The 20,599-nt window shown below is 55.7% G+C and carries 21 protein-coding genes; 8 read left to right on the forward strand and 13 right to left on the reverse strand.

Annotation, left to right across the window (positions count from 1 at the left end; translation table 11 throughout):
• Positions 1–210 precede the first annotated feature (210 nt).
• Positions 211–1,170 (forward strand): Ig-like domain-containing protein, encoded by a 960-nt coding sequence (locus EFB11_RS01545; RefSeq protein ID WP_122788630.1) that lies wholly within the window; start codon positions 211–213, stop codon positions 1,168–1,170.
• Positions 1,171–1,206: 36 nt separating this feature from the next.
• Here the strand turns inward: EFB11_RS01545 and EFB11_RS01550 are convergent, their stop codons facing one another.
• The 13 genes from EFB11_RS01550 to lexA form a co-directional block, all read right to left on the reverse strand.
• Positions 1,207–2,979 carry an Rqc2 family fibronectin-binding protein gene (locus tag EFB11_RS01550; protein WP_122788631.1) on the reverse strand — a complete coding sequence of 591 codons (1,773 nt, stop codon included), beginning with the start codon at positions 2,977–2,979 and terminating at the stop codon, positions 1,207–1,209.
• A gap of 15 nt (positions 2,980–2,994) precedes the next feature.
• Complete coding sequence (locus EFB11_RS01555) at positions 2,995–3,768, reverse strand: Nif3-like dinuclear metal center hexameric protein (RefSeq protein ID WP_122788632.1); 774 nt, start codon at positions 3,766–3,768, stop codon at positions 2,995–2,997.
• The gene (locus EFB11_RS01560) at positions 3,765–4,460 is read right to left on the reverse strand and encodes a tRNA (adenine(22)-N(1))-methyltransferase (RefSeq protein ID WP_164706543.1); all 696 of its coding nucleotides are present in this window, start codon (positions 4,458–4,460) and stop codon (positions 3,765–3,767) included. The genes EFB11_RS01555 and EFB11_RS01560 overlap by 4 nt, the downstream gene beginning before the upstream one ends.
• Before the next feature lie 69 nt (positions 4,461–4,529).
• Complete coding sequence (locus EFB11_RS01565; protein ID WP_122788634.1) at positions 4,530–4,733, reverse strand: DUF1858 domain-containing protein; 204 nt, start codon at positions 4,731–4,733, stop codon at positions 4,530–4,532.
• Positions 4,734–4,871: 138 nt separating this feature from the next.
• On the reverse strand, positions 4,872–5,153 hold the full coding sequence (locus tag EFB11_RS01570; protein WP_122788635.1) for a zinc-ribbon domain containing protein: 282 nt from the start codon (positions 5,151–5,153) through the stop codon (positions 4,872–4,874).
• Positions 5,154–5,240: 87 nt separating this feature from the next.
• Positions 5,241–5,816 (reverse strand): sigma-70 family RNA polymerase sigma factor, encoded by a 576-nt coding sequence (locus tag EFB11_RS01575; RefSeq protein WP_164706544.1) that lies wholly within the window; start codon positions 5,814–5,816, stop codon positions 5,241–5,243.
• A gap of 150 nt (positions 5,817–5,966) precedes the next feature.
• A complete protein-coding gene (gene glmS, locus EFB11_RS01580; protein WP_122788637.1) occupies positions 5,967–7,814 on the reverse strand; it encodes a glutamine--fructose-6-phosphate transaminase (isomerizing) in 1,848 nt (615 codons plus the stop codon).
• 315 nt (positions 7,815–8,129) lie between these two features.
• Positions 8,130–9,479, reverse strand: a complete 1,350-nt coding sequence (gene glmM / locus EFB11_RS01585) for a phosphoglucosamine mutase (RefSeq protein WP_122788638.1) — start codon at positions 9,477–9,479, stop codon at positions 8,130–8,132.
• A 33-nt stretch (positions 9,480–9,512) separates the two neighbouring features.
• The gene (ruvB, locus tag EFB11_RS01590; protein ID WP_122788639.1) at positions 9,513–10,553 is read right to left on the reverse strand and encodes a Holliday junction branch migration DNA helicase RuvB; all 1,041 of its coding nucleotides are present in this window, start codon (positions 10,551–10,553) and stop codon (positions 9,513–9,515) included.
• Positions 10,554–10,565: 12 nt separating this feature from the next.
• On the reverse strand, positions 10,566–11,177 hold the full coding sequence (gene ruvA, locus EFB11_RS01595) for a Holliday junction branch migration protein RuvA (protein ID WP_122788640.1): 612 nt from the start codon (positions 11,175–11,177) through the stop codon (positions 10,566–10,568).
• Between the two features lie 3 nt (positions 11,178–11,180).
• Positions 11,181–11,669 carry a crossover junction endodeoxyribonuclease RuvC gene (ruvC, locus tag EFB11_RS01600; protein WP_122788641.1) on the reverse strand — a complete coding sequence of 163 codons (489 nt, stop codon included), beginning with the start codon at positions 11,667–11,669 and terminating at the stop codon, positions 11,181–11,183.
• Positions 11,670–11,804: 135 nt separating this feature from the next.
• Positions 11,805–13,850, reverse strand: coding sequence for an ATP-dependent DNA helicase RecG (recG, locus tag EFB11_RS01605; protein ID WP_122788642.1), 2,046 nt, complete (start codon positions 13,848–13,850; stop codon positions 11,805–11,807).
• A complete protein-coding gene (gene lexA, locus EFB11_RS01610; RefSeq protein ID WP_122788643.1) occupies positions 13,850–14,446 on the reverse strand; it encodes a transcriptional repressor LexA in 597 nt (198 codons plus the stop codon). Before lexA ends, recG begins: the two co-directional genes overlap by 1 nt.
• A 248-nt stretch (positions 14,447–14,694) precedes the next feature.
• Here lexA and EFB11_RS01615 point away from each other — a divergent pair, with 248 nt between their 5' ends.
• The 7 genes from EFB11_RS01615 (at position 14,695) to EFB11_RS01645 (ending at position 20,589) form a co-directional block, all read left to right on the forward strand.
• On the forward strand, positions 14,695–15,045 hold the full coding sequence (locus EFB11_RS01615; protein WP_122788644.1) for an Asp23/Gls24 family envelope stress response protein: 351 nt from the start codon (positions 14,695–14,697) through the stop codon (positions 15,043–15,045).
• Between the two features lie 29 nt (positions 15,046–15,074).
• On the forward strand, positions 15,075–16,718 hold the full coding sequence (locus EFB11_RS01620; protein ID WP_122788645.1) for a DAK2 domain-containing protein: 1,644 nt from the start codon (positions 15,075–15,077) through the stop codon (positions 16,716–16,718).
• Between the two features lie 79 nt (positions 16,719–16,797).
• The gene (gene pth / locus EFB11_RS01625) at positions 16,798–17,439 is read left to right on the forward strand and encodes an aminoacyl-tRNA hydrolase (protein ID WP_122788646.1); all 642 of its coding nucleotides are present in this window, start codon (positions 16,798–16,800) and stop codon (positions 17,437–17,439) included.
• Between the two features lie 98 nt (positions 17,440–17,537).
• Positions 17,538–17,852: an imidazolonepropionase gene (locus EFB11_RS01630; protein ID WP_122788647.1), complete on the forward strand. Its 315-nt coding sequence runs from the start codon at positions 17,538–17,540 to the stop codon at positions 17,850–17,852.
• A gap of 50 nt (positions 17,853–17,902) precedes the next feature.
• The gene (locus EFB11_RS01635; protein WP_243115141.1) at positions 17,903–18,706 is read left to right on the forward strand and encodes an IS3 family transposase; all 804 of its coding nucleotides are present in this window, start codon (positions 17,903–17,905) and stop codon (positions 18,704–18,706) included.
• Between the two features lie 124 nt (positions 18,707–18,830).
• A complete protein-coding gene (locus EFB11_RS01640) occupies positions 18,831–19,052 on the forward strand; it encodes a hypothetical protein (RefSeq protein WP_164706545.1) in 222 nt (73 codons plus the stop codon).
• A 217-nt stretch (positions 19,053–19,269) separates the two neighbouring features.
• Entirely contained in the window at positions 19,270–20,589 is a 1,320-nt protein-coding gene (locus EFB11_RS01645) for a hypothetical protein (protein ID WP_122788650.1), read from the forward strand.
• Positions 20,590–20,599: the final 10 nt, after the last annotated feature.

The following is a 20,599-nucleotide window of genomic DNA, read 5'->3' on the forward strand; positions in this document are numbered from 1 at the left end:
ACTGGTTCCCAGTTTTCCGTCCGCTTGTTCAGTATAAAAATTATGCCACATTTTTGCTCAAACGGCAAGGTCTTTTTCCATGTCCCGCAGACTTTTCTGCATTTCTGGCAGTCTTTTCCGAAAACCTCGGAAAAATCCACGGAGAATTTAGAATAAATCACCGCAAGCGGTCAAAAATACAGGTAACCTGGAATCGAAAGGAGTCTGTATATGAAACCGCGTTCTTCTAATTTGCGCATTCGGTTGGCAGGCTTATGCCTTGTCGCCATGTTCGCCACCTTTCTCCCCGCGGCGGCTGCTTTTTGGGATACCGCCGTTCCAACCGCCGATGTGGCGTCCAACCGCGCACCGTCCGCACAAGCGGTCGAAGGCCAAACCTTTACCGGTGTAATGATCGAGCTGCCATTGACAGCTACTGACCCGGATGGGGATTCGGTCCTGTTAAAGCTGGTGGATCTGCCGCGTTTGGGCACCGCCTCGATCAATGGGGATAAACTACAATATACACCGCAGGAAGGCAAGACCGGTACCGATAAATTCACCTATCTAGCCATGGACACCTTTGGCAATCAATCAGAACCGGCGGAAATCAAAATCAAGATCACCAAAAACAAAGCCAAACTGACCTATTCCGATATGGGGCAAAGTGCTGCGCATTATGCCGCTCTGCAACTGGCCGAAGCCGGGGTAATGACTGGTGAACAGATCGGCGCCTCGTACTTCTTCCATCCCAACGAAACGGTCACTCGCAGCGAATTTATCGCCATGGTTTCGGCTCTAGCCGGACTAGATTTGGAAGAAACCGCACAGACCGACTTTGCTGATGACGGCGGCCTGTCCGATTGGGTCAAGCCCTACATCAGTGCAGCCGCAGCCAATGGGCTGGTCAGTGGATATCAGACCGCATCGGGAGCCTGTGAAATCCGCGGTCAGAACCCCATCACTTTGGCAGAAGCCAGTGTGCTGTTGAGCAATCTGCTGGGGGATGATTACGCGGTACAAACGGCATCCATTGACGCCAGCTATGCGCCCGCTTGGGCGCAAAATGCGTGTGCCGTGTTGACAGCTGCCGATGTCCTGCCCGACGGCACCACAGCCGCGGACAGCCGGGAACCGATCACCCGCGAAGATGCTTGCGAACTCTTATACCGCACCATGGAAAAACTATAATTTACAAAACAGCCGCCTAAAAGGCGGCTGTTTGCTTTATCGCACCCGCAGGCTTTCAATCTTGGCCTCATCGGGGGTCACATAAGCGGTCTGATATACATGATAAATGACAAACCCAGGCTTTGCGCCATTGGGCTTTTTCAGGTTGCGCACCTCGGTATAATCGACCGGGACCAGCGACGAATGCTTGGCCTTGGAATGATAGGCCGCAATCATGGCCGCTTCGGTCAAGGCGGTATCGGTCGGCTGCCGGCCGTCCACGACTAGAATCACATGCGAACCATGGATTTTCTGGGTATGGAACCAGATATCGCTCTTGTAGGCGGTTTTCATGCTGAGCAGATCGTTTTGCAGGTTGTTCTTCCCCGCCCAAACCGAAAAACCATCGCTCGTCCGGTACTCAAACGGCACCGATGCCGCCGGTTTCTGCTGCCGTTTATTTTTGGTCTGTTTATGACTAAGCACACCGGTCTGCACCAGTTCCTCACGCAGCTGCGCCAAATCACGCTCATTCTCCGCTTCGTCAATCGATTGCAGTACGCTTTCCAGATAAGACAGTTCAGCTTCGCCTTCGGCGATCTGTGCGGTCAGCATCTCCTCGGCCGTCTTGGCCTTGTTGTAAAGCTTGAAATACTTCTGGGCGTTCTGCTGCGGGGTCAGGCGAATGTCCAGGTCAATCTCAATCTCCGGGCAGGTTTCGTCAAAATAATCGATGACTTTGGCGCGGGTCATGCCCTTTTCCAGCTGATAAAAATTCGCGGCAATCAGTTCGCCCATGCGTTTGTATTCGTCGCGGTTTTTGGTCTGTTCCAGTTCCTCCCTCTGGGCGCCAAGCTTGCGCGCCAGACGGTCGCGGGCTGCCGTCACCGTGCGGATCATGTCCATCGCGCGGCGGCGCATGCGTTCGGCCTGCCCTTTCTTTTCATAGAAGGCAGCCAGCAAAGCCGAAAAACTGTCCATTTCGGTCAGTTCCATCAGGCCTTCATACTGCCGGATGGGCAGGAACGAAAAGTCCTGTACCGCATGGTCCTCCCGCCGGGTGAGCAGCATGGGGTGAAATATCCCCGCCTGTACGCCCTGCACGAACTCGTCAAAGGCCTCGGCCAGCCGCTTGCGCTCGTCCGGTGTCAGACTGCCGGCGGGCCGTCCGGTCTCCCCTACGGCGCGGTAAGCTAGTTCACGACACAGCAGCGGCGACATGCCGCACAGGCTGCCGAGCAGCCATTTGTCCAGCTTCTTTTCTTCGTCGCCCGACAAGCGGGCGACCAGTTCGGCGCCGGTCAGGGTCAAGGGGTCATCCTTGCCCTCCTGCGCGGGCGGCATCCGGTAAAACAGGCCGGGCAGCACCTGACGCTTGCCCGAAATATCGCCATCCACCCGACGGATGGCGTCGATAATGCGCCCGTCATCCCCTTTGAGGATAATGTTCGAATATTTGCCCATCAGCTCGCAGACCAGCTGCCGGCGCACAGGGACCCCCATTTCGTCGGTCGTGTCCAGGTCGATGACAGCTACTCGTTCGAGTGCAGGCTGATGGATGGATACAATCTTTGCGCCCTGCACATATTTGCGCATGAGCATACAAAACATCGGCGGCGCGGCCGGGTTTTCCCGGTTGGCATCGATCAGGTGCATCCGCGGAGCCGATGGTTCGGCTGTAATCATCAGCCGCAGCGCGCCGCGCGTGCCGCGGATGGACAATACAATCTCATCCCGGTCGGGCTGATAGACCTTGTCCACGCGCCCACCGCGGACTTTCTCGTCCAGTTCGGTGACAACGGCGCGCAGACAGACAGCATCAAGCGGCATGGTATACTTCCTCCATTAGATAAATTGAATGCAGTCGCAATGGGTCTGGCTGCAAACCGCCTCGCCCCCTGCAAACTGTGCCACACGCGCGGCAAACACCGGTACGACCGGATTTTCGGTCGGAAAATGCCCGGCATCCACCAGCGTCAGGCCAAGTGCCTGTGCCCGCTGCATGATGTCATACGAGCAGTCACCGATGACGAACGCATCCGCGCCCTTGGCCAGGGCGCTGTCCATCATCTTGCCGCAGGCGCCGCCGCCCACCGCGACCCGGCGCACCGGGTTTTTGCCAGGGGTAAAACGCACGCCGCCAGCGTGCAGCTTTTCTTTGACATAGGCAGCAAATGCGTGGGGCTCCATCGGAGCATCCAAGTCCCCTACCCGGCCGAGCATTTTATTTTCGCCGGCTTCCATGTTGATGACCTGAGTCAAGCCCAGCGCTGCCGCCAGCGCATCATTCACGCCGCCCTGTGCACAGTCGGCATTGGTGTGCATGCAGATGACCGAGATATCGTTCCGAATGGCCAGACGCAGCGTGCGGCCGGTCGCATCGTCGGCAGTCACGGTGTGCACCGATGTGAAAATCAGCGGATGATGAGCGACAATGAGCTGCGCGCCCACGTTGATCGCTTCCTGCACCACGCCTTCGGTCACATCGAGTGCACAAAGCACCTTCTGGACCGTCTGGCTGCGGTCGCCGGTCATCAAACCGATATTATCCCAACTTTCGGCCAGATCACGGGGCGCAAAGGCCTCCAGATCGGCTAAGATCTCTCCAACGGTGGTCATGATAGTCCCTCCAGTTCTTGCTCTAAGGTTTGTACGGTCTGTTCCTGGATGCGCAGCCGGACCGCATCGGCTTCCTTAGCGCACCGCAACCCCTCCAGCGCGCGTCTTTCCCGCGTCAGCAGATGGGTCAAATAGTCTTTGGCTCCTACCGCCTGCAGCAAAGCCGGCGACAGGCAACACGCATCCAGCGGCACATCCTGCGCTTCTGCCCCGCCGCGCACGGTCAACACTACATAGCGCCGATGGTCTTCCCGGCAAAGGGTTTCCCGCTCGATTGCGTAGCCGCCCCGATACAGCGCCTGTCGTAGTTCGGCGATCATGGTCATGGGCTGCAACAAAAGCGTATGCTGCCCCTGTGCCGTCCAAGGCGCGTCGTGCAGGATGCCGGCAATGGTCTCGCCGCCCATTCCTGCAATCGAAATGGTGTCGCATTCGTCGGGTGTCACGCGCTCAAGCCCAGCGCCCAGCCGCAGCGCAATCTGCTCCAAATAGCCATGCCGCGCGGCATTTTCCTTGGCGCGCGCCAGCGGGCCTTCTCGGATGTCCGACGCAACCGCCTGCCGGATGCGGCCCTGCTGCAGCAGCCAGATGGGCAGATGGGCATGGTCGGTACCGATATCTGCCAGACGGGCATCTTGCGTCACCTGATCGGCAATGGCTTGCAGCCGGGGTGTTAAACGGATGGATTCCAATTTGGTCCTCCTTTGTGCGTTGCAGAAAAACAGAGGCCGGCGCCAATCGCCGGCCTCTGCGCGTACTTCTTACTTGTCTGCCAGGAAAGCATTGAGCTTGTCAATGAGAACTTCCGGCTCCAGGCCGTGCACCATGCAGGCCTCTTCAATGGATTCACCCTGCGAGGACGGGCAGCCCAGGCAGTGCATACCCATTTCCAGGAAAAACTTTGCAGTACCCATATCCATTGCGAGCACTTCGCCAATGGTCGTCTTTTTTGTAATCGTCGCCATGTGAAAAAACCTCCGTTTATTTGCAATTGAAACTACAAGTATTATACTGCCTTTTTCGCCCGATTTCAATACAGATTCTATGTTTTTCCGGGATTTTTGCAAAGTAAAAAGCCCCGGTTTTCCGGGGCTTTTGGGTTATCAGTCCTGCGACGCCTTCATCTTTGCGAAGCACTCGCTGCAATAAACCGGGCGGTCAGACTTGGGCTCAAACGGCACTCTTGCCTCTCCACCACAAGCAGCGCAGGTAGCGGTAAAGTATTCGCGGGGACCACGAGCTGCATTCTTCCGCGCATCACGGCACGCCTTGCAGCGCTGGGGCTCATTCTGGAAGCCGCGCTCTGCATAAAACTCCTGCTCGCCGGCGGTAAATACGAACTCATTGCCGCATTCCTTACATACTAACGTCTTGTCCTGGTACATTCTTTTTACCTCTCTTTGATACCTTGGTTCCCTTCTAGGAACGCTTGTGAAATTTATGCGGACAGGGCATATGCCCTGATGCCACCATTAAAAATTGACAGAGGCCGATTTGCGTCTGATCCGCTGGATGGCGTTATCCACTGATTTTTGGGGCCTATGTACCCGCTGGGCGATTTCCTCATAGGAAAGGCCATCCAAATACAGCAACAACACCTGTCGTTCGAACGCGGAGAGAAGAGATTGCAGGCGATGCAAACGATCGGCCTGTTCTTCCATGCCAATCACCAACGCTTCGGGATCGGAAACTGCCGATGTCCTGGGGTGGGATTCCGCATTGTCTTCAAACAGAGGCTTTTCAAGCGGCAGGGAGGTATTCAACGGTTCATGCTTGTGCGCATGCGCTGCGCGCACGGCCGAAACGATGCGCCGGTCGATGCACGTGCGAGCATAGGCTTCAAACGGCACGCCCCGCGTTTCATCAAACGAGAGCACAGCACGCCAAAGCCCCAGCATCCCCTCCTGAATGAGGTCTTCCCCTTCGGCGCTCGCGATAAAATACGGACGCACGCAGGTCTTGACCAGTTTGGAATAGCGGCCAACCAACTCTTCCACCGCCTCACTGTTGCCAGCCTTGGCGGCTTTACACAATTCAGTTTCGTTCATTTTGCCGATTTCCAATCCCATTCGCTCGGTTCCATTTGTCATATTTTCTATAATTATATTATGCTTTCCGCATACTGTCAATACATCCCTGTGTTAATCGTAAATATTGCGGTATAACACGCCGCTTTCTTTGTGCACTTTCGATAAAAATTACTCAACTGTGACCGATTTTGCCAGGTTTCGCGGCTTATCCACATCGCACGAACGCTCCACCGCGATATAATAGGCCAACAGCTGCAGCGGCACAATCGACAGCGACGGGGTGAACATATGCGGAATCTTCGGCAGACGCACCACATAGCTGCAATACGACGTATCTCCCTCAAAGTCCTCGCTGGCAACCAGCACCACCTCGGCGCCGCGGGATGTCACTTCGCGGATGTTGGAGATGGTCTTTTCATACAGCTCGGGCTGGGTGGCCATGGCAACGACCAGGGTGCCTTCCTCGATCAGAGAGATGGTACCGTGCTTGAGTTCACCGGCTGCATAGGCTTCGCTATGAATGTACGACAGCTCCTTGAGTTTGAGCGACGCTTCCATCGCCGCCGCATAGTCCAGGCCGCGTCCCAGGAAAAAGATGCTGGCACGGTTTGCATACCGGGTCGCAATGTACTGCATCTGTTCCTTGGTCTTAAGCACCTGCTCGATCTGATCCGGAATGTGATACAAAGCATCGCACAAGGTCTTTTCCTGCTCTGCGGTCAGCTTGCCGCGCACGCTGGCCAGCTTGATGGCAAACAGGTACAGCGCGCCGAGCTGCGCCGAATACGCCTTTGTGGTGGCTACCGCGATTTCCGGGCCAGCCCACAAATACAAAACGCCATCTGCTTCGCGGGCAATGGTCGACGATACGACGTTGACGATCGCCACCGTATAGGCACCCGCACGCTTGGCCTGCCGCATAGCAGCCAGGGTATCGGCGGTCTCGCCCGACTGGCTGATGACAATGCACAGATCATCGGGTTCGATGATGGGGTTCTCATACCGGAACTCGGATGCCACCGATGCGGTGCAGCGCACCCGGCACAGGTTCTCGATCACCGAACGGCCGACCATACCGGCATGCAGCGCCGAACCACAGCCAATGATGTGAATGTGCTTGATGTGTGCCAGACGGTCATCGGTCAGGCCTTCATCCTCAAAGACGACCTTACCGTCCTGGATGCGCGGATGCAGCGTATTGGCGACCGCACGCGGCTGCTCCATCATTTCCTTCATCATAAAATGCTCATAACCGCCCTTTTCGGCAGCCGACAGATCCCAGGTAACTTCCTGTACTTTTTTCTCGACCGTATCGCCAAAGGCGTTCATGACCGTGACCTTATCCGGCCGTACGACGGCAACTTCGCCATCATCCAGAATGATGTACTTGCGGGTGCGCGAAATGATCGCGGTCACGTCGGATGCAATCAGGTTTTCCCCTTCGCCCAAACCAATGATTAGCGGGTTGTCGCGGCGGGCGGCTACGATTTCATGCGGATCATCGATGGATACTACACCCAGCGCATACGAACCACGCAGCATGCTCACCGCCTTGAGCACGGTCATGCACAGATCCTCTTTTTTGCCGGTATGCAGATAGTCAACCAAATGGGCAACCGTTTCGGTATCGGTATCTGACTGGAACACATAGCCGTGTGCTTCCAGGCGCTCGCGCAATTCCAGATAGTTTTCAATGATGCCGTTGTGGACGACGGCGATCTTGCCGCTCTTGCCGTCCTTGCCGCCCAAATGCGGATGGGAATTCCGGTCGGACGGTTCGCCATGGGTCGCCCAGCGGGTGTGCCCAATGCCGCAGCAGGCGTGCATGCCGCCACTCTCCCGAATGCGTTCTTCCAAGTTGGAAATGCGGCCGCGGGACTTGATCACTTCCAGGCCATGCTCGGTAAAGGCTGCGATGCCTGCCGAGTCATAACCACGGTATTCCAAGCTGTACAGACCCTTTAAAAGGATCGGAAGCGCATTGTCCTGACCGGTAAAACCAACAATTCCACACATAGTTTTGAGTCCTCCTAAGAATATAAAAACGCGGTAAATTTCTAAAAAAGGGTATAAAAATAGTGCGTTATGCGAACTTCCTTGTTACGGGATCGCTCCCGCTTTTTGAGAAGCCACTGACGACCAACCCACTCTTGGCCGAAGGATCATCCGCCGAATCTTTCGATAAATCCTTACCTCGTCAACTGCGGCACGGGCGGTGACGCAGTCCTGGCGCTTCATATGCAGTTTTGATTGGGTTCCCACCTCCGATCTAACAAAAAGACGAATAGGCGGAACTGCACATTTCTGGCAGCCCCGCCTATGCAAACTACATTATACAATAGACTCGATGGTCTTTGCAACACTTTTTGCCGCGGCATCCACTTTTTCCGCGTCCACGCCTTCGACCATGACACGCACCAGCGCCTCGGTGCCCGAAGCACGCACGAGGATACGGCCCTCGCCCAGGCTGTTTTCAGCCTCTTCAATGGCCTTTGCCACTTCCGGACGCTGCGCAATGGTCTTTTTCTCGCTGTTCGGTACCGGAACATTGAGCATGACCTGCGGCCACGGTACCACTTCAGCGGCAATCTCCGAGCACTTCTTGCCGCTCTGCTTGAGGATATTCATAAACTGGATCGCGGTCAGCTGACCGTCACCCGTGGAAGCATATTCCAGGAAAATGACATGGCCCGACTGCTCGCCGCCCAGGATATAGCCCTTGTTGAGCATCATCTCGAGCACATACCGGTCGCCGACATTGGCGCACTCGATCTTAACGCCCATCTTCTTGGCATACGCATGCAGGCCCATGTTGGACAGCACGGTCGCTACAAAAGCGCCGCCGCGCAGCTTGCCCTGCTGCTTCATGCGCACGGCACACACGGCCATGATGCGGTCGCCGTCGAGCACTTCGCCGGTCTCATCAACAACCAAGCAGCGGTCGGCATCGCCGTCAAAGGCCACACCCAGGTCAAAATCGCCCTTGCGCACGCGCTCCTGCAGGTTTTCCAGATGGGTCGAGCCGCAGCCGTCGTTGATGTTAATGCCGTCCGGCTCGTAGAAACGGTAATCGGCCTTGCATTCGAGCAGACGCATCAGACGGGTGATGGTCGTCGACGATGCGCCGTTGGCGCAGTCGACTGCAACACGCAGGCCGGACAGGTCGCCGTCCACTGTTTCGGCCAGGTGATCGGTATATTCCACGATCGGGTCGATCGCGCTCTTGAGCACACGGCCCAGCGCCGCATGGCTGGCCTTGGGCACACGGTCAAAGTCATCGATGTACTCCTCGATGCGTTCCTCCAGTTCGTCCGACAGCTTATAGCCGCTGCCAGCGAAGATCTTGATGCCGTTGTACTCATAGGAGTTGTGGCTCGCCGAAATGACGATGCCGGCATCGGCCTTGTGCTTGATGGTTAAGTACGCAATCGCCGGGGTCGGAATGACGCCAAGCGGTTCCACGTCCGCACCGACCGAGCAGATGCCCGCGATCAGGGCGTTTTCCAACATGTCCGACGAGATACGGGTATCCTTACCGATGAGCAGCTTGGCCTTGCCGCCTTGCTCACGTTCCTGGGTCAAAATATAAGCAGCCGCTGCACCGATCTTGAATGCCAGCATAGCATCCAGTTCCACATTCGCCACACCGCGAACGCCGTCTGTTCCAAAATATTTTCCCAAAATTAACACCTGACCTTATTCATTTTTGTTGACTCAGAAATGTTGCTGGCCATCGGCCGGCTCCATTTTGAGATGTTCATACGCACGCAGTGTCACGCAGCGTCCCCGCGGCGTGCGGTTTAAAAAACCGATCTGCATGAGATAGGGTTCATATACGTCTTCCAGGGTAATCGCTTCCTCGCCGATGGTTGCGGCAAGGGTTTCGAGGCCCACCGGGCCACCGTTGTAATTCAAAATAATGCTGCGAAGCATGCGGCGATCGATATTGTCCAGCCCTAACTGGTCAATTTCCAGCGCTTTGAGCGCCATATCTGCCGTTTCCCGGGTGATGACGCCATCGCCCTTGACCTGGGCGAAATCGCGCACGCGCCGCAAAAGCCGATTGGCGATACGCGGCGTGCCGCGCGAGCGGCGGGCGATCTCCAAGGCGCCGTCATATCGGCTGTGTACGCCCAAAATCCCCGCCGAGCGGGTGACGATCTTTTCCAGTTCTTCGGGGCTGTACAGTTCCAGCCGCAGCATCACACCAAACCGGTCGCGCAAAGGGGAGGTCATCTGCCCGGCGCGCGTAGTCGCGCCGATGAGGGTAAACCGGGGCAAATCCAGCCGGATGGAGCGCGCGCTCGGCCCTTTGCCGATGATGATGTCCAGCGCATAATCCTCCATGGCCGGGTAAAGAATCTCCTCCACGCTGCGGTTCAGTCGATGGATTTCATCGATGAATAAAATATCATTTTCGCTTAAGTTTGTCAATAGAGCGGCCAAATCTCCCGCTTTTTCGATCGCAGGGCCCGAAGTCACGCGGATGTTCACGCCCATCTCATTGGCAATGATGCCGGCCAGCGTCGTCTTGCCGAGGCCGGGCGGGCCATACAACAGCGTATGGTCGAGCGGTTCGCCGCGCTGGCGCGCCGCTTCGATGAACACCGACAGATTTTCCTTGGCCTTGGTCTGCCCGATGTATTCGTCCATGGACTTCGGACGCAGGGAGTTTTCCGCTTTGTCGTCCTTCATCTGGCGGCTGGAAACGATGCGTTCATCGTCGGCCATACCGCCCGAAAATTCGATGCTCAATGTGTCACGTCCTTACTGGGTCGCAAGTTTCTTCAGACATTGCCGGATGATGTCCTCGGCCTCCATCTCGGCCGTATTCAGGCCTTCCATAGCCAAAAAGGCTTCGGCCTGGCTATATCCAAGCACCATCAAAGCGGCCACAGCTTCCTGCGTATGGTTGACCGTTCCCTTCTGCGGAACGGCGATGGCCTCTGCCGCCTTGCCTGCCGCGCCTTCGAGCTGTCCCTTGCTCATCTTATCGCGCAGTTCCAGCACGATACGCTGGGCAATCTTTTTGCCGATGCCGGGCGCCTGGGTGAGGATTTTGGAATCCTCGGTGATGATGGCCAGCGCAAGCTGGCTGGGGGTAGCGATGGACAAAATCGCCAGCGCCGCCTTGGGGCCGACGCCCGATACGCTGATGAGCATTTTAAAACAGCCCAGTTCTTCGGCGTCGCCAAAGCCAAACAGTTCAAAAATATCCTCACGGACGTAAAGATAGGTATACAGCCGTGCGGTCTCGCCAATTTTGAGTTTGCCGACCGTATTTTGCGACGTGTGGCAGGCATAGCCCACCCCGCCGCAGTCGATCACCGCGAGCCCCTGCTCAAGCAGGGCGACGCGGCCTTCTACATAGTAAAACATGTTCTATTTCTCCCATAGTTTGGAACGGCTGGCGTGACCATGACAAATGGCGATGGCCAGCGCATCGGCGGCATCGTCCGGCCGGGGAATTTTGGAAAGCCCCAGCATGGATTTTGTCATCTCCATCACCTGCCGTTTTTCGGCTTTGCCGTATCCCACGACCGATTGTTTGACCTGGGACGGCGTATAGGAAACCGGATGCAGGCCCTTTTGCGCAAGTGCCAGCAGGATGACCCCGCGTGCGTGCGCGACCTGGATGCCGGTCGTAATGTTCGTATTGAAAAACAGTTCTTCCACCGCGACTGCTTCCGGGTGAAAAGTATCCACCAATGTGCATACATCTTCATAAATCTCGCACAGGCGGTGATACAACGGCTGCCCGGCCGGCGTCGTGATGGCGCCGTACTGGATGGGGGTAAACCGGTTGTCTTCGTATTTGACCAGCCCATAACCGGTGGTGCCGTAGCCGGGGTCCAGTCCCAGAATAATCACAAAAATTCCGTCCTTCCCACCATGAGCTTCTCATATTTTAGCATAGATTTCTCCTCTTTACAATGTCAAAAAAACGCATTTCACGCCAGCTTTTACACAGCAGCAAGGCCCGGCAGTCCGCCGGGCCTCTCCGCGTCAATTGAATATCTCGCCGCTCTCGGGGCGGAACATCCGCTCCACCCGTTCCCGCAGCGCCGGATAACGCGTCAGGTGCGGGTCATGCGCCAGCAATCGCTCGGCTTCCTCGCGTGCCTGCTGCATCAGCTGCATATCGGACGCCAAATCGGCCATCTTGATGCCCGGCAGGCCATGCTGCCGTTTGCCGAAAAAGTCGCCCGGCCCGCGCTGCGCCAGATCGGCGCGCGCGATCTCAAAGCCGTCGTTCGTGTCCGCCAAAATGCGCAGCCGTTCACGCGCGTTTTGGCCCTTGTCCGCGCCGAAGAAGATGCAGAACGATTCCCTTCGTCCGCGGCCGACCCGGCCACGCAGCTGGTGCAGCTGAGACAGACCAAACCGGTCGGCATCCTCCACGACCATGAGGTTGGCATTGGGGACATTAACCCCGACCTCGATGACCGTGGTCGCGACCAGCACGTCGAGCAGGCCGGATGCAAACGCGGTCATAACAGCATCTTTCTCGGCTGGCTTCATGCGGCCATGCAGCACACCGATGCGGCGGCCGGGCAGCGCGCGCTGTAACGTGAGCGCATGCTCCTCGGCGCTTTTGAGCCGCACCTCGCCCTCGCCTTCTTCGACGAGCGGACAGACCACATACACCTGCCCGCCTGCGGCGATCTGCTTTTCCATGAAAGCTTCGATGCGACGGCGCATCCGCTCCCCGACCGCGTAGGTCGCCACTGGCGTGCGGCCGGGCGGCAGTTCATCGATGACCGACACGTCCAAATCGCCATAAAGAATCAGCGCCAGAGTACGCGGAATGGGCGTTGCCGACATGACCAGGGTATGCGGCATCTGTCCCTTGCTGCGCAGGCTGGCGCGCTGCGCAACGCCGAAACGGTGCTGCTCATCGGCCACGACTGCGCCGAGTTTGGCAAATTCCACGCCCTTTTGAATAAGCGCATGGGTTCCGACGACCACTTGCGCCTGTCCAGACGCGATGCGCGCCAGCGCTTCCCGCTTAGCCTTGACCCCCATGGAGCCGGTCAGCAATTCAACGGTGACGCCAAGCTTGCCGAACAATTCACGCAAAGACGCATCGTGCTGTGTCGCCAAGATTTCGGTCGGCGCCATAACGGCAGCCTGATAGCCATTCTGGGCCGCCAGAGCGCACAGCGCGGCGGCCACAACCGTCTTGCCCGACCCGACATCGCCCTGTACCAGCCGGTTCATCGGCTTGCCCGAAGCGACATCCCGCACCAAATCGTCCACGGCGCGCCGCTGCGCCCCGGTGGGCGGGAAGCCCAAGGCGCGCCAAAACGCAGTGAGGTCGGTGTTGGAAAACAGCAGCCCTTCTTCTTCCCGCCGCCGCTCTTTCAGACGCTGCAACCCGCAGCAAAGCAGGAAAAGTTCTTCGAAAATCATCCGCCGCCGGGCTGCCTGCACCTCTTCCAGATCGTGCGGGCGGTGGATATACCGCACCGCAGACGCCAGGTCCGGCAGGTCGTATTGCGCCCGCAGGCCGGACGGGATGGGGTCGGGTATGGCGCGCAGTTCACACGCCAAAGCCGCATCGGTCAGCCGCTGCATATCCTTCTGGCCGAGCCCGCTCGTCAGCGGATACACGGGTACGATGCGCCCGGTTTCCAGCCCGGTCTGGCATTTTTCATGCACGGGCGACAGCAGCATGCGCTGCCGTCCCTCTCCCTGCACGCGGCCAAAAAACAGGTATTCCTCCCCTTCGCGCAGTTGGGCCGCGACATATTTGTTGTTAAAATAGGTCACCCCCAGGGTGCCCGAACTGTCAAAGATGGTCAGCTTGGTCAGGTCCATACCCTTTCGGATGTGGCGCACCGCCGGCGCGGTGCCGACAATGGCTCGAATAGTCACCCGGTCGCCGTCCCGCAGGTCGGCGATGCACTTTTGCCGCGTGCGGTCCTCATAATCGCGCGGATAGCAATGCAGTGCATCCTCCAGCGTGAAGATCTGCATTTTTTCCAGAAGCTGTGCCTTTTTCGGGCCAAATCCCCGCACAAAGCGCACACTGTCGGATAGGTTCGGCATCAGACGTGATATTCCCGGTAAACCGCCACAACAACACCCAAAATCGAGCATTCGCTGCCGTCAATGGGCGGATATGCCGGGTTTTCGGGCATAAGCCAGACTTCGCCGTCCTGCAACAGCAGGCGCTTGCAGGTGGCTTCGTCCTCGATGAGCGCCACGACGATCTGACCCGAGCGCGCGGTCGATTCCTTACGCACGATAATCAAATCCCCGTCCATAATACCGGCGCCGATCATCGATTCGCCGCTGATACGCAGCGCAAAATGTTCCCCATATTTGCCCGCGCCCTCATAAGGCACATAGCCTTCGACTTCTTCGACGGCCAAAATAGGCATACCGGCCGTGACTTTGCCCAGAATGGGTACCCGGCCGACCATAGCTGCGCCACCACGTACCGACAGGGCGCGTGTCTTATGGTCATCCTTTTCCAGATAGCCCATTTCGCGCAGACGCTTGAGGTGAGAATGCACGGTCGAAGGCGACGACAGCCCCACTTCGGCGCAGATCTCACGCACCGAGGGCGGATAGCCCTGCTGGGCGGTATATTGGCTGATATAATCTAAAATTCGTTGTTGTTTTTCGGAAATCTTTTTCATCGGTATGTCCTCCATATCGGTGTCAAACGACGATTGATCGAAAGGTTCCTGCCCGCTTTGGCACAGGATTCAAACAAGTGTTTGGTTCTTTCCGCTTTCATTATATAATACATCGCCCAACATTGCAAACATTTGTTTCTTTTTCTATGTTTTATTTTTGTAAAATTCGCTTGTGCTCGTATAGAAAGTATTATAAAATAAAAACAGCATATACTTTTGATCGACCTGTCGTTTTAAGGAGGTTACTTATGACGATCCATACAGACCTTGGCTATATTGAAATCACACCCAACGTGATCGCCGACATTGCCGGCTTTGCCGCCTCTTCCTGCTTTGGCGTCAAAGGCATGACGGTCCGCTCGGTATCCGATGGCCTGTCCCATCTGCTGCGCAAGGAAAGCCAGCGCCGCGGGGTCAAAGTCCAAGAGGCCGAAGATGGCGGCGTCAACATTGACCTGCATATCGCTGTGGAACACGGCATCAACATCGCTTCGGTCTGCCGCTCGATCATCACCGAAGTGCGGTATCATGTGGAGCGGTTGACTGGAGTAGATGTCAAAAATGTCGATGTCTACGTAGACAGCATCAAGGCCGACTGACTGCGGCCGCTAGGAGGAAAATTTCCGAAATGAATGAACAGAAACTAACGGGTTCGCTTTTTCAAAGCATGGTAATCGAAGGGGCACTTGCCATTGCAGAAAAGAAAGAGCAAGCCAACGAACTCAACGTCTTTCCGGTGCCGGATGGCGACACTGGCACCAATATGTCGCTGACCATGGGCGCTGCAATGGCGGAAATGCAGCGTCTGCATGAACCGACCCTGGCCAAGGCGGTCGATGCGACTGCATCGGCGCTTCTGCGCGGGGCACGCGGCAACTCCGGCGTTATTTTATCGCTCCTGTTCCGTGGCATTGCCAAGCGGCTGCACGACTGCACCGAGGCCGGTGGCCACGATTTGGCACTGGCGCTGCGCGAAGGCGTCGAAGCTGCCTATAAAGCGGTCATGAAACCAGCCGAGGGTACCATCCTGACCGTATCCCGTGTAGCGGCACAGCATGCCGTAGAATGCTGCCAGGCCGACCCCAATGTATCGGTAGAAACCGTTCTGAATGCCGTGCTCGAACGCGGTCAGACCGCGCTTGCCGAAACCACGGCACAAAATCCGGTGCTTGCCAAGGCAGGTGTTGTGGATGCGGGTGGCTTTGGCTTCCTGGTCATTATGGAGGGCATGCGGGACGCATTCCTTGGCATCCACAAAGAACGTGTGCTCCAGCCGGAAAACACCCAAAAGGGTGCTGCCGATTTTGGCGCCATTGCCGATGAGGACATCACTTTTACTTACTGCACCGAGTTCATCGCCCAGCGCCGGGATCAGGCCCGCAATGTCGGCCGCCTGCGTGCTATCTTAAACGAAATCGGCGATAGCCTGGTGGTGGTCGAGGATGACGATATCGTCAAGGTGCATGTCCACACCGACCAGCCCAATAAGGCGCTGGAAGAAGGTCTGAAATTTGGCCCGCTTCTCACGGTCAAAATCGAAAACATGCGGGAGCAGCACACGGCTAAGGTGATCGAAAGCACCGAGCCGCGGGAGCGTGTCATCCGAGACCCGGAGAAGAAATATGGCTTTGTGGCGGTTGCGGCTGGCGAAGGGCTGAACGGCGTGTTCACCGACCTTGGCTGCGACACCGTCGTCCAGGGCGGCCAGACCATGAACCCGTCTACCAACGATATCCTGTATGCCATCGACGCCACGCCGTCCGAGATCGTGTTCGTATTCCCGAACAACAAGAACATCATCATGGCTGCCGAACAAGCGGTCCCGCTTTCGGAAAAGCGGGTAATCGTGATTCCCACCAAGAACATCCCGCAAGGCATCTCGGCGCTGCTGGCCTTTGACCCGGACAGCGAAGCGCAGGCCAACATCCAAGCAATGGAAGGCGCGATTGCTGGTGTACGGGCTGGACAGATCACCTATGCAGCCCGCAACTCGGAGTTTGACGGCAAGAAGATCAAGGAAGGCGAGTATCTGGCGCTGTGCGAAGGTAAGCTTTGTGCAAACTCCAAAAAGCCGCTGGATGCCGTGAAAAAACTCGCCCGCGAAATGGTGCAGGATGACAGTGCTTTTGCAACGATCATCTTCGGCGAGGGCGTTTCGGAAGAAGATGCCGCCAAGGTGGAGGAAATCTTCCACAAGGAAAACCGTGATTTGGAGATCACGGTCATTGACGGCGGCCAGCCGGTTTACTATTATATTATTTCAGTGGAATAATGCATTTCTTTGGCGGGGACTTCCCCGCCAAAGTTTTGCCGAAAAAAGGCCACCAAGAATCGATTAAAGAAGGTATTGCATGTCTATTTTTGATATTTTTGCAAAGTTAGAGAAAGAAAAAGCCGAGCGGGAAAGCGCTGCCGGTCCGGTCGAATGGCTGGTCGTCGGTCTGGGCAATCCGGGGAGCAAGTACAACGGCACCCGCCACAATGCAGGTTTTCGCGCCCTGGAGCACTACTGCGCCAAGACCGGCCAGCGCATTGACAAAATGAAATTCAAAGCTCTGGTCGGAGAAGGTTCGCTCGGCGGCGCACGGGTTTTGTTTATCAAGCCGCAGACGTTTATGAACCTGTCCGGCGAAGCGGTACGCGATGCCGCTTCGTTCTATAAAATCGCGCCCGACCATATCATCGTATTATCCGACGACATCTCGCTCGATGTGGGACGCATTCGCGTGCGTGCCAAGGGTTCGGCCGGCGGACAGAACGGCTTGAAAAACATCATCTATCATCTGTCTTCCGATCAGTTCCCCCGCGTGAAGATCGGCGTGGGCGCCAAGCCGCATCCCGACTATGATCTGGCCGATTGGGTCCTCTCCCGCTTCACGGCCGATGAACAGGAAGGCATTGACCATGCGGTCGACCGCGCCATGCAGGCGGTCGAAGAAATCATCCGCAATGGCCCAGCCAGCGCCGCACAGCTTTACAACGGAAAAGGTTAATAAGAGCCCCCGATGGTCTTTTGAACCGGTCCAGTAAAAATGGACAGTGACAAAAACCCCCTGATGTAGGAAAATAGACTACATCAGGGGGTTTTGTCATGGAGAAACGAAAATACACACACATTCAAGTGCTGTTGCCAGAAATCAAGGCTATGCTGGCAGCGGGGAAAACCCAGCGGGAAGTTGCAGAATATTACGGTTTTCAGGATAAGCAGGTGATAAAAAGTCTACTTAAGCGTGAACGGAGGAAAGAACGTATGTTAGAAGCTGGCATCCTTGCGCGGCCCCAAGGGCGGCCAAGAACAAATGCCGCACCAAGAGATATTATAACCGAGCAGGCACATGAGATCCAGCGACTTCGTATGGAGAATAAGCTGCTGCGGGATTTTCTGCACTGCATAGGAAGGAAGTGAGGGCAAAGGTAAAATATCACATTATATATCGTCACAGAGCAGAGTATTCCGTGGCAGTTATGTGCAAATTCTTTGGAGTATCCAGAAGCGGATACTATGCCTTCGTCCATCGCCTTGGTAAGCCGGAGAAGGACGCAGCTCTTGCAGAACTAATTGGACAACAGCGGGAACGCAGCTTCCGCACCTACGGCTACCGGCGGATGTGTCTATGGCTGAAGAACCAGAATATTTTCTGTAATCCAAAAACAGTGCTGCGAATTATGAAGAAATATGATCTGCTCTCAGAAATCCGCCGACGCAGGAAATGGCAGCAGATGGGGCAGCAGCTCCACAAGTACGAGAATCTGCTAAGCAGGCAGTTTCAGGCCGACAAGCCCAACAGCAAATGGGTAACGGACATCTCCTACATCCACACTAAGCAGGGCGTACTGTACCTGTCCATGATCCGGGATCTCTATGACAACAGTATTGTGGCTTACAAAACCGGAACGGAACAAACGGTGAATCTGGTTCTGGACACCATTCGTCTGGCAATGAAGCAAGAGAAAAAGAGGGCCGCTGCAGAGTTGCAGCTCCACAGCGACCAGGGTGCTCAGTACGCCTCACAAGCATATTTTGAGCTAACTCAAACATACGGCATTACGCCATCTATGTCAAGACGTGGAAATCCTTATGACAACGCTATGGCGGAAAATTTCTTCTCTATCCTCAAAACAGAGTGCATCTACCGCCACAAACCGGCTACCTTCTCGCAAGCCAATGAAATGATTGACCGCTACATCTACTTTTACAACCATGAGCGCATCCAGCTAAAGACTGGAGAAGCGCCGCTTACGCGACGCCTCTCCACTTAAAACTCAATCTTTCCTACCAGGGCTCTTTTTTATACTGTCCGCACAATCTGGGGCAGTCCATTTGACCGTCGGGGGCTTTCACTTCTCCCCTGCCCGCCGCATAGGCTGGTGCAGGGAGGTGAAAATGATGAAACAAATCCGTGCAACCGTGCGAGAAGTACGGGATACCAATCTTTTGGTGTATGACTGGTGCAGCAAACAGGATATTCTGGTGCATACGCCGCAGGCCCTTTGTTATTGCTATGGTGATCGTCTGTGCATCCAGTACAGCGGCGTGATGACCATGAGCATCCCACCGCAGATTACTGCTACGCGCATCCGCCGCCTGCGGCCGCATGGCTGCTGACCTTGCCTGCCCTCTGGCAGGCTTACTTAACCGCTTACAAAGTTCTGTTTTCTCCCGATTTTACAAATATCTTACCTAATTTATGCGTTTTCATGCGTTCTGATTGTTTAACTGTATTTTTTCGGTATTTTTACGCATTGACGGAAATTTCTTCAAAGGATATAATACAATGTAGGATACCGGCTGCCGCCGGTTTGTTCGAAGAGGAGGATGTTGTATGAATTTGCAGGGCCACCCGCTGCTCCGTACCGATAGTTATGGTAAGATTTTTTTATATTGCACACATACCGATTGCGCCTGTGTTCCCCGGCATCGGATTCGTTTATCCGAGCCTGTCAAACCTGATCTTTTGTTGCAGGCTGTCAAGGATTCCTTGCTGCGTTTTCCGTTTATGATCGTGGGCATCGAAGCGACCGATACCCAATATGTATATCGTTTGCTGGCCGAAGATCCGGTTGTTCTGCCGTTCGATGGCTGCTCCACGCGATACGCCATCGGCTCGCCGGATACCCACGGATATTTGTTCCTGGTCGGCTTCCATGGCAATGAAATCTTCATGGAATATCAACACAGCATCAGCGATGGCCGCGGCTTTGAAGAATTTATTCGCTGTGTTCTGTTTACATACCTGCGTTTATGCGGACATCCGGTCGAAAACGATGGGACCATTCGCACCCTGGATTCGATCTATACCTTTGAAGAAAATGAAGATGCCTATCAGCATCTGGACCGAGAATATTCCTCGAAAGGCATTTATCAAAAGCCAGAAGCGCTGCATGCCGACGAACTCAGCGACTTGGGGGATGCACCCGAAATCGTTACCGAAATCACCTTCCCCTTCCAGCAGCTTCGGGAGGCGGCGCACCGCTATCATGTTTCTCCGCTGACCATCCTCTCCCCTCTGTTCTGCCGCGCCTTTTATTCCAAATTCGGCCATGGTTCGGAAAAGCCGGTCATTGCTCAGATTCCGGTCGATTTGCGGCCCTATGTGCCCAGTGTGACCAGCCGGTATTTTATCTGCTTTGTCGATCTGCCGTATGAGGCTTCTTATGAATCGTTGCCGCTCGAACAGGTCTTTCAAAAGACCAAGGCCTTTCTGGATGAACAAATCGAGCCGGAAAAACTGCTGTACCGAGCCAAGGCTGCCAGCGATGCCTGCCTGAATCTTCATAACGAAAACATCCCCCTGGCGGAAAAAGAAAAGCGCGCCAGTGAGATGATTCATAATTTCGTCCATGCCGACAGCTTTATCATCACCAATGTCGGCGCCTTCAAGCTGCCGCCGTCCATGCACCCCTATGTTTTGGATTATGGCGCGGTATTGCCCAGTGCTTCCCAGCCGTATGGCTTGCTCATCAGCTCGTATAACGGCAAAATGAAACTGTCCGTAGCCCAGCATGACCACGATTTGCAGGTCTGCTCGACCATGGTCCGCCTGCTGTCTGAAATCGGTGTACAAGCCCATACCAACAGCTATCCGTTTGTTGTGACCCGGTTCAGCGGACAGGAAGCTTGCCGGAAACCGTTTACTTTATAAGAAATATCGC

Origin of the sequence: Intestinibacillus sp. Marseille-P6563, assembly GCF_900604335.1 — a bacterium.
GTDB lineage: Bacteria > Bacillota > Clostridia > Oscillospirales > Butyricicoccaceae > Butyricicoccus_B.

Coding starts and splice junctions, on each gene's coding strand:
- EFB11_RS01640 (WP_164706545.1), top strand. CDS start 18,831: ATGATGAAACAAATCCGTGCAACCGTGCGAGAAGTACGGGATACCAAT.
- glmS (WP_122788637.1), bottom strand. CDS start 7,814: ATGTGTGGAATTGTTGGTTTTACCGGTCAGGACAATGCGCTTCCGATC.
- ruvA (WP_122788640.1), bottom strand. CDS start 11,177: ATGTTTTACTATGTAGAAGGCCGCGTCGCCCTGCTTGAGCAGGGGCTC.
- EFB11_RS01570 (WP_122788635.1), bottom strand. CDS start 5,153: ATGTACCAGGACAAGACGTTAGTATGTAAGGAATGCGGCAATGAGTTC.
- EFB11_RS01550 (WP_122788631.1), bottom strand. CDS start 2,979: ATGCCGCTTGATGCTGTCTGTCTGCGCGCCGTTGTCACCGAACTGGAC.
- lexA (WP_122788643.1), bottom strand. CDS start 14,446: ATGAAAAAGATTTCCGAAAAACAACAACGAATTTTAGATTATATCAGC.
- EFB11_RS01645 (WP_122788650.1), top strand. CDS start 19,270: ATGAATTTGCAGGGCCACCCGCTGCTCCGTACCGATAGTTATGGTAAG.
- EFB11_RS01545 (WP_122788630.1), top strand. CDS start 211: ATGAAACCGCGTTCTTCTAATTTGCGCATTCGGTTGGCAGGCTTATGC.
- EFB11_RS01565 (WP_122788634.1), bottom strand. CDS start 4,733: ATGGCGACGATTACAAAAAAGACGACCATTGGCGAAGTGCTCGCAATG.
- recG (WP_122788642.1), bottom strand. CDS start 13,850: ATGCCGAACCTATCCGACAGTGTGCGCTTTGTGCGGGGATTTGGCCCG.
- EFB11_RS01575 (WP_164706544.1), bottom strand. CDS start 5,816: ATGAACGAAACTGAATTGTGTAAAGCCGCCAAGGCTGGCAACAGTGAG.
- pth (WP_122788646.1), top strand. CDS start 16,798: ATGTCTATTTTTGATATTTTTGCAAAGTTAGAGAAAGAAAAAGCCGAG.
- EFB11_RS01630 (WP_122788647.1), top strand. CDS start 17,538: ATGGAGAAACGAAAATACACACACATTCAAGTGCTGTTGCCAGAAATC.
- EFB11_RS01620 (WP_122788645.1), top strand. CDS start 15,075: ATGAATGAACAGAAACTAACGGGTTCGCTTTTTCAAAGCATGGTAATC.
- EFB11_RS01555 (WP_122788632.1), bottom strand. CDS start 3,768: ATGACCACCGTTGGAGAGATCTTAGCCGATCTGGAGGCCTTTGCGCCC.
- EFB11_RS01615 (WP_122788644.1), top strand. CDS start 14,695: ATGACGATCCATACAGACCTTGGCTATATTGAAATCACACCCAACGTG.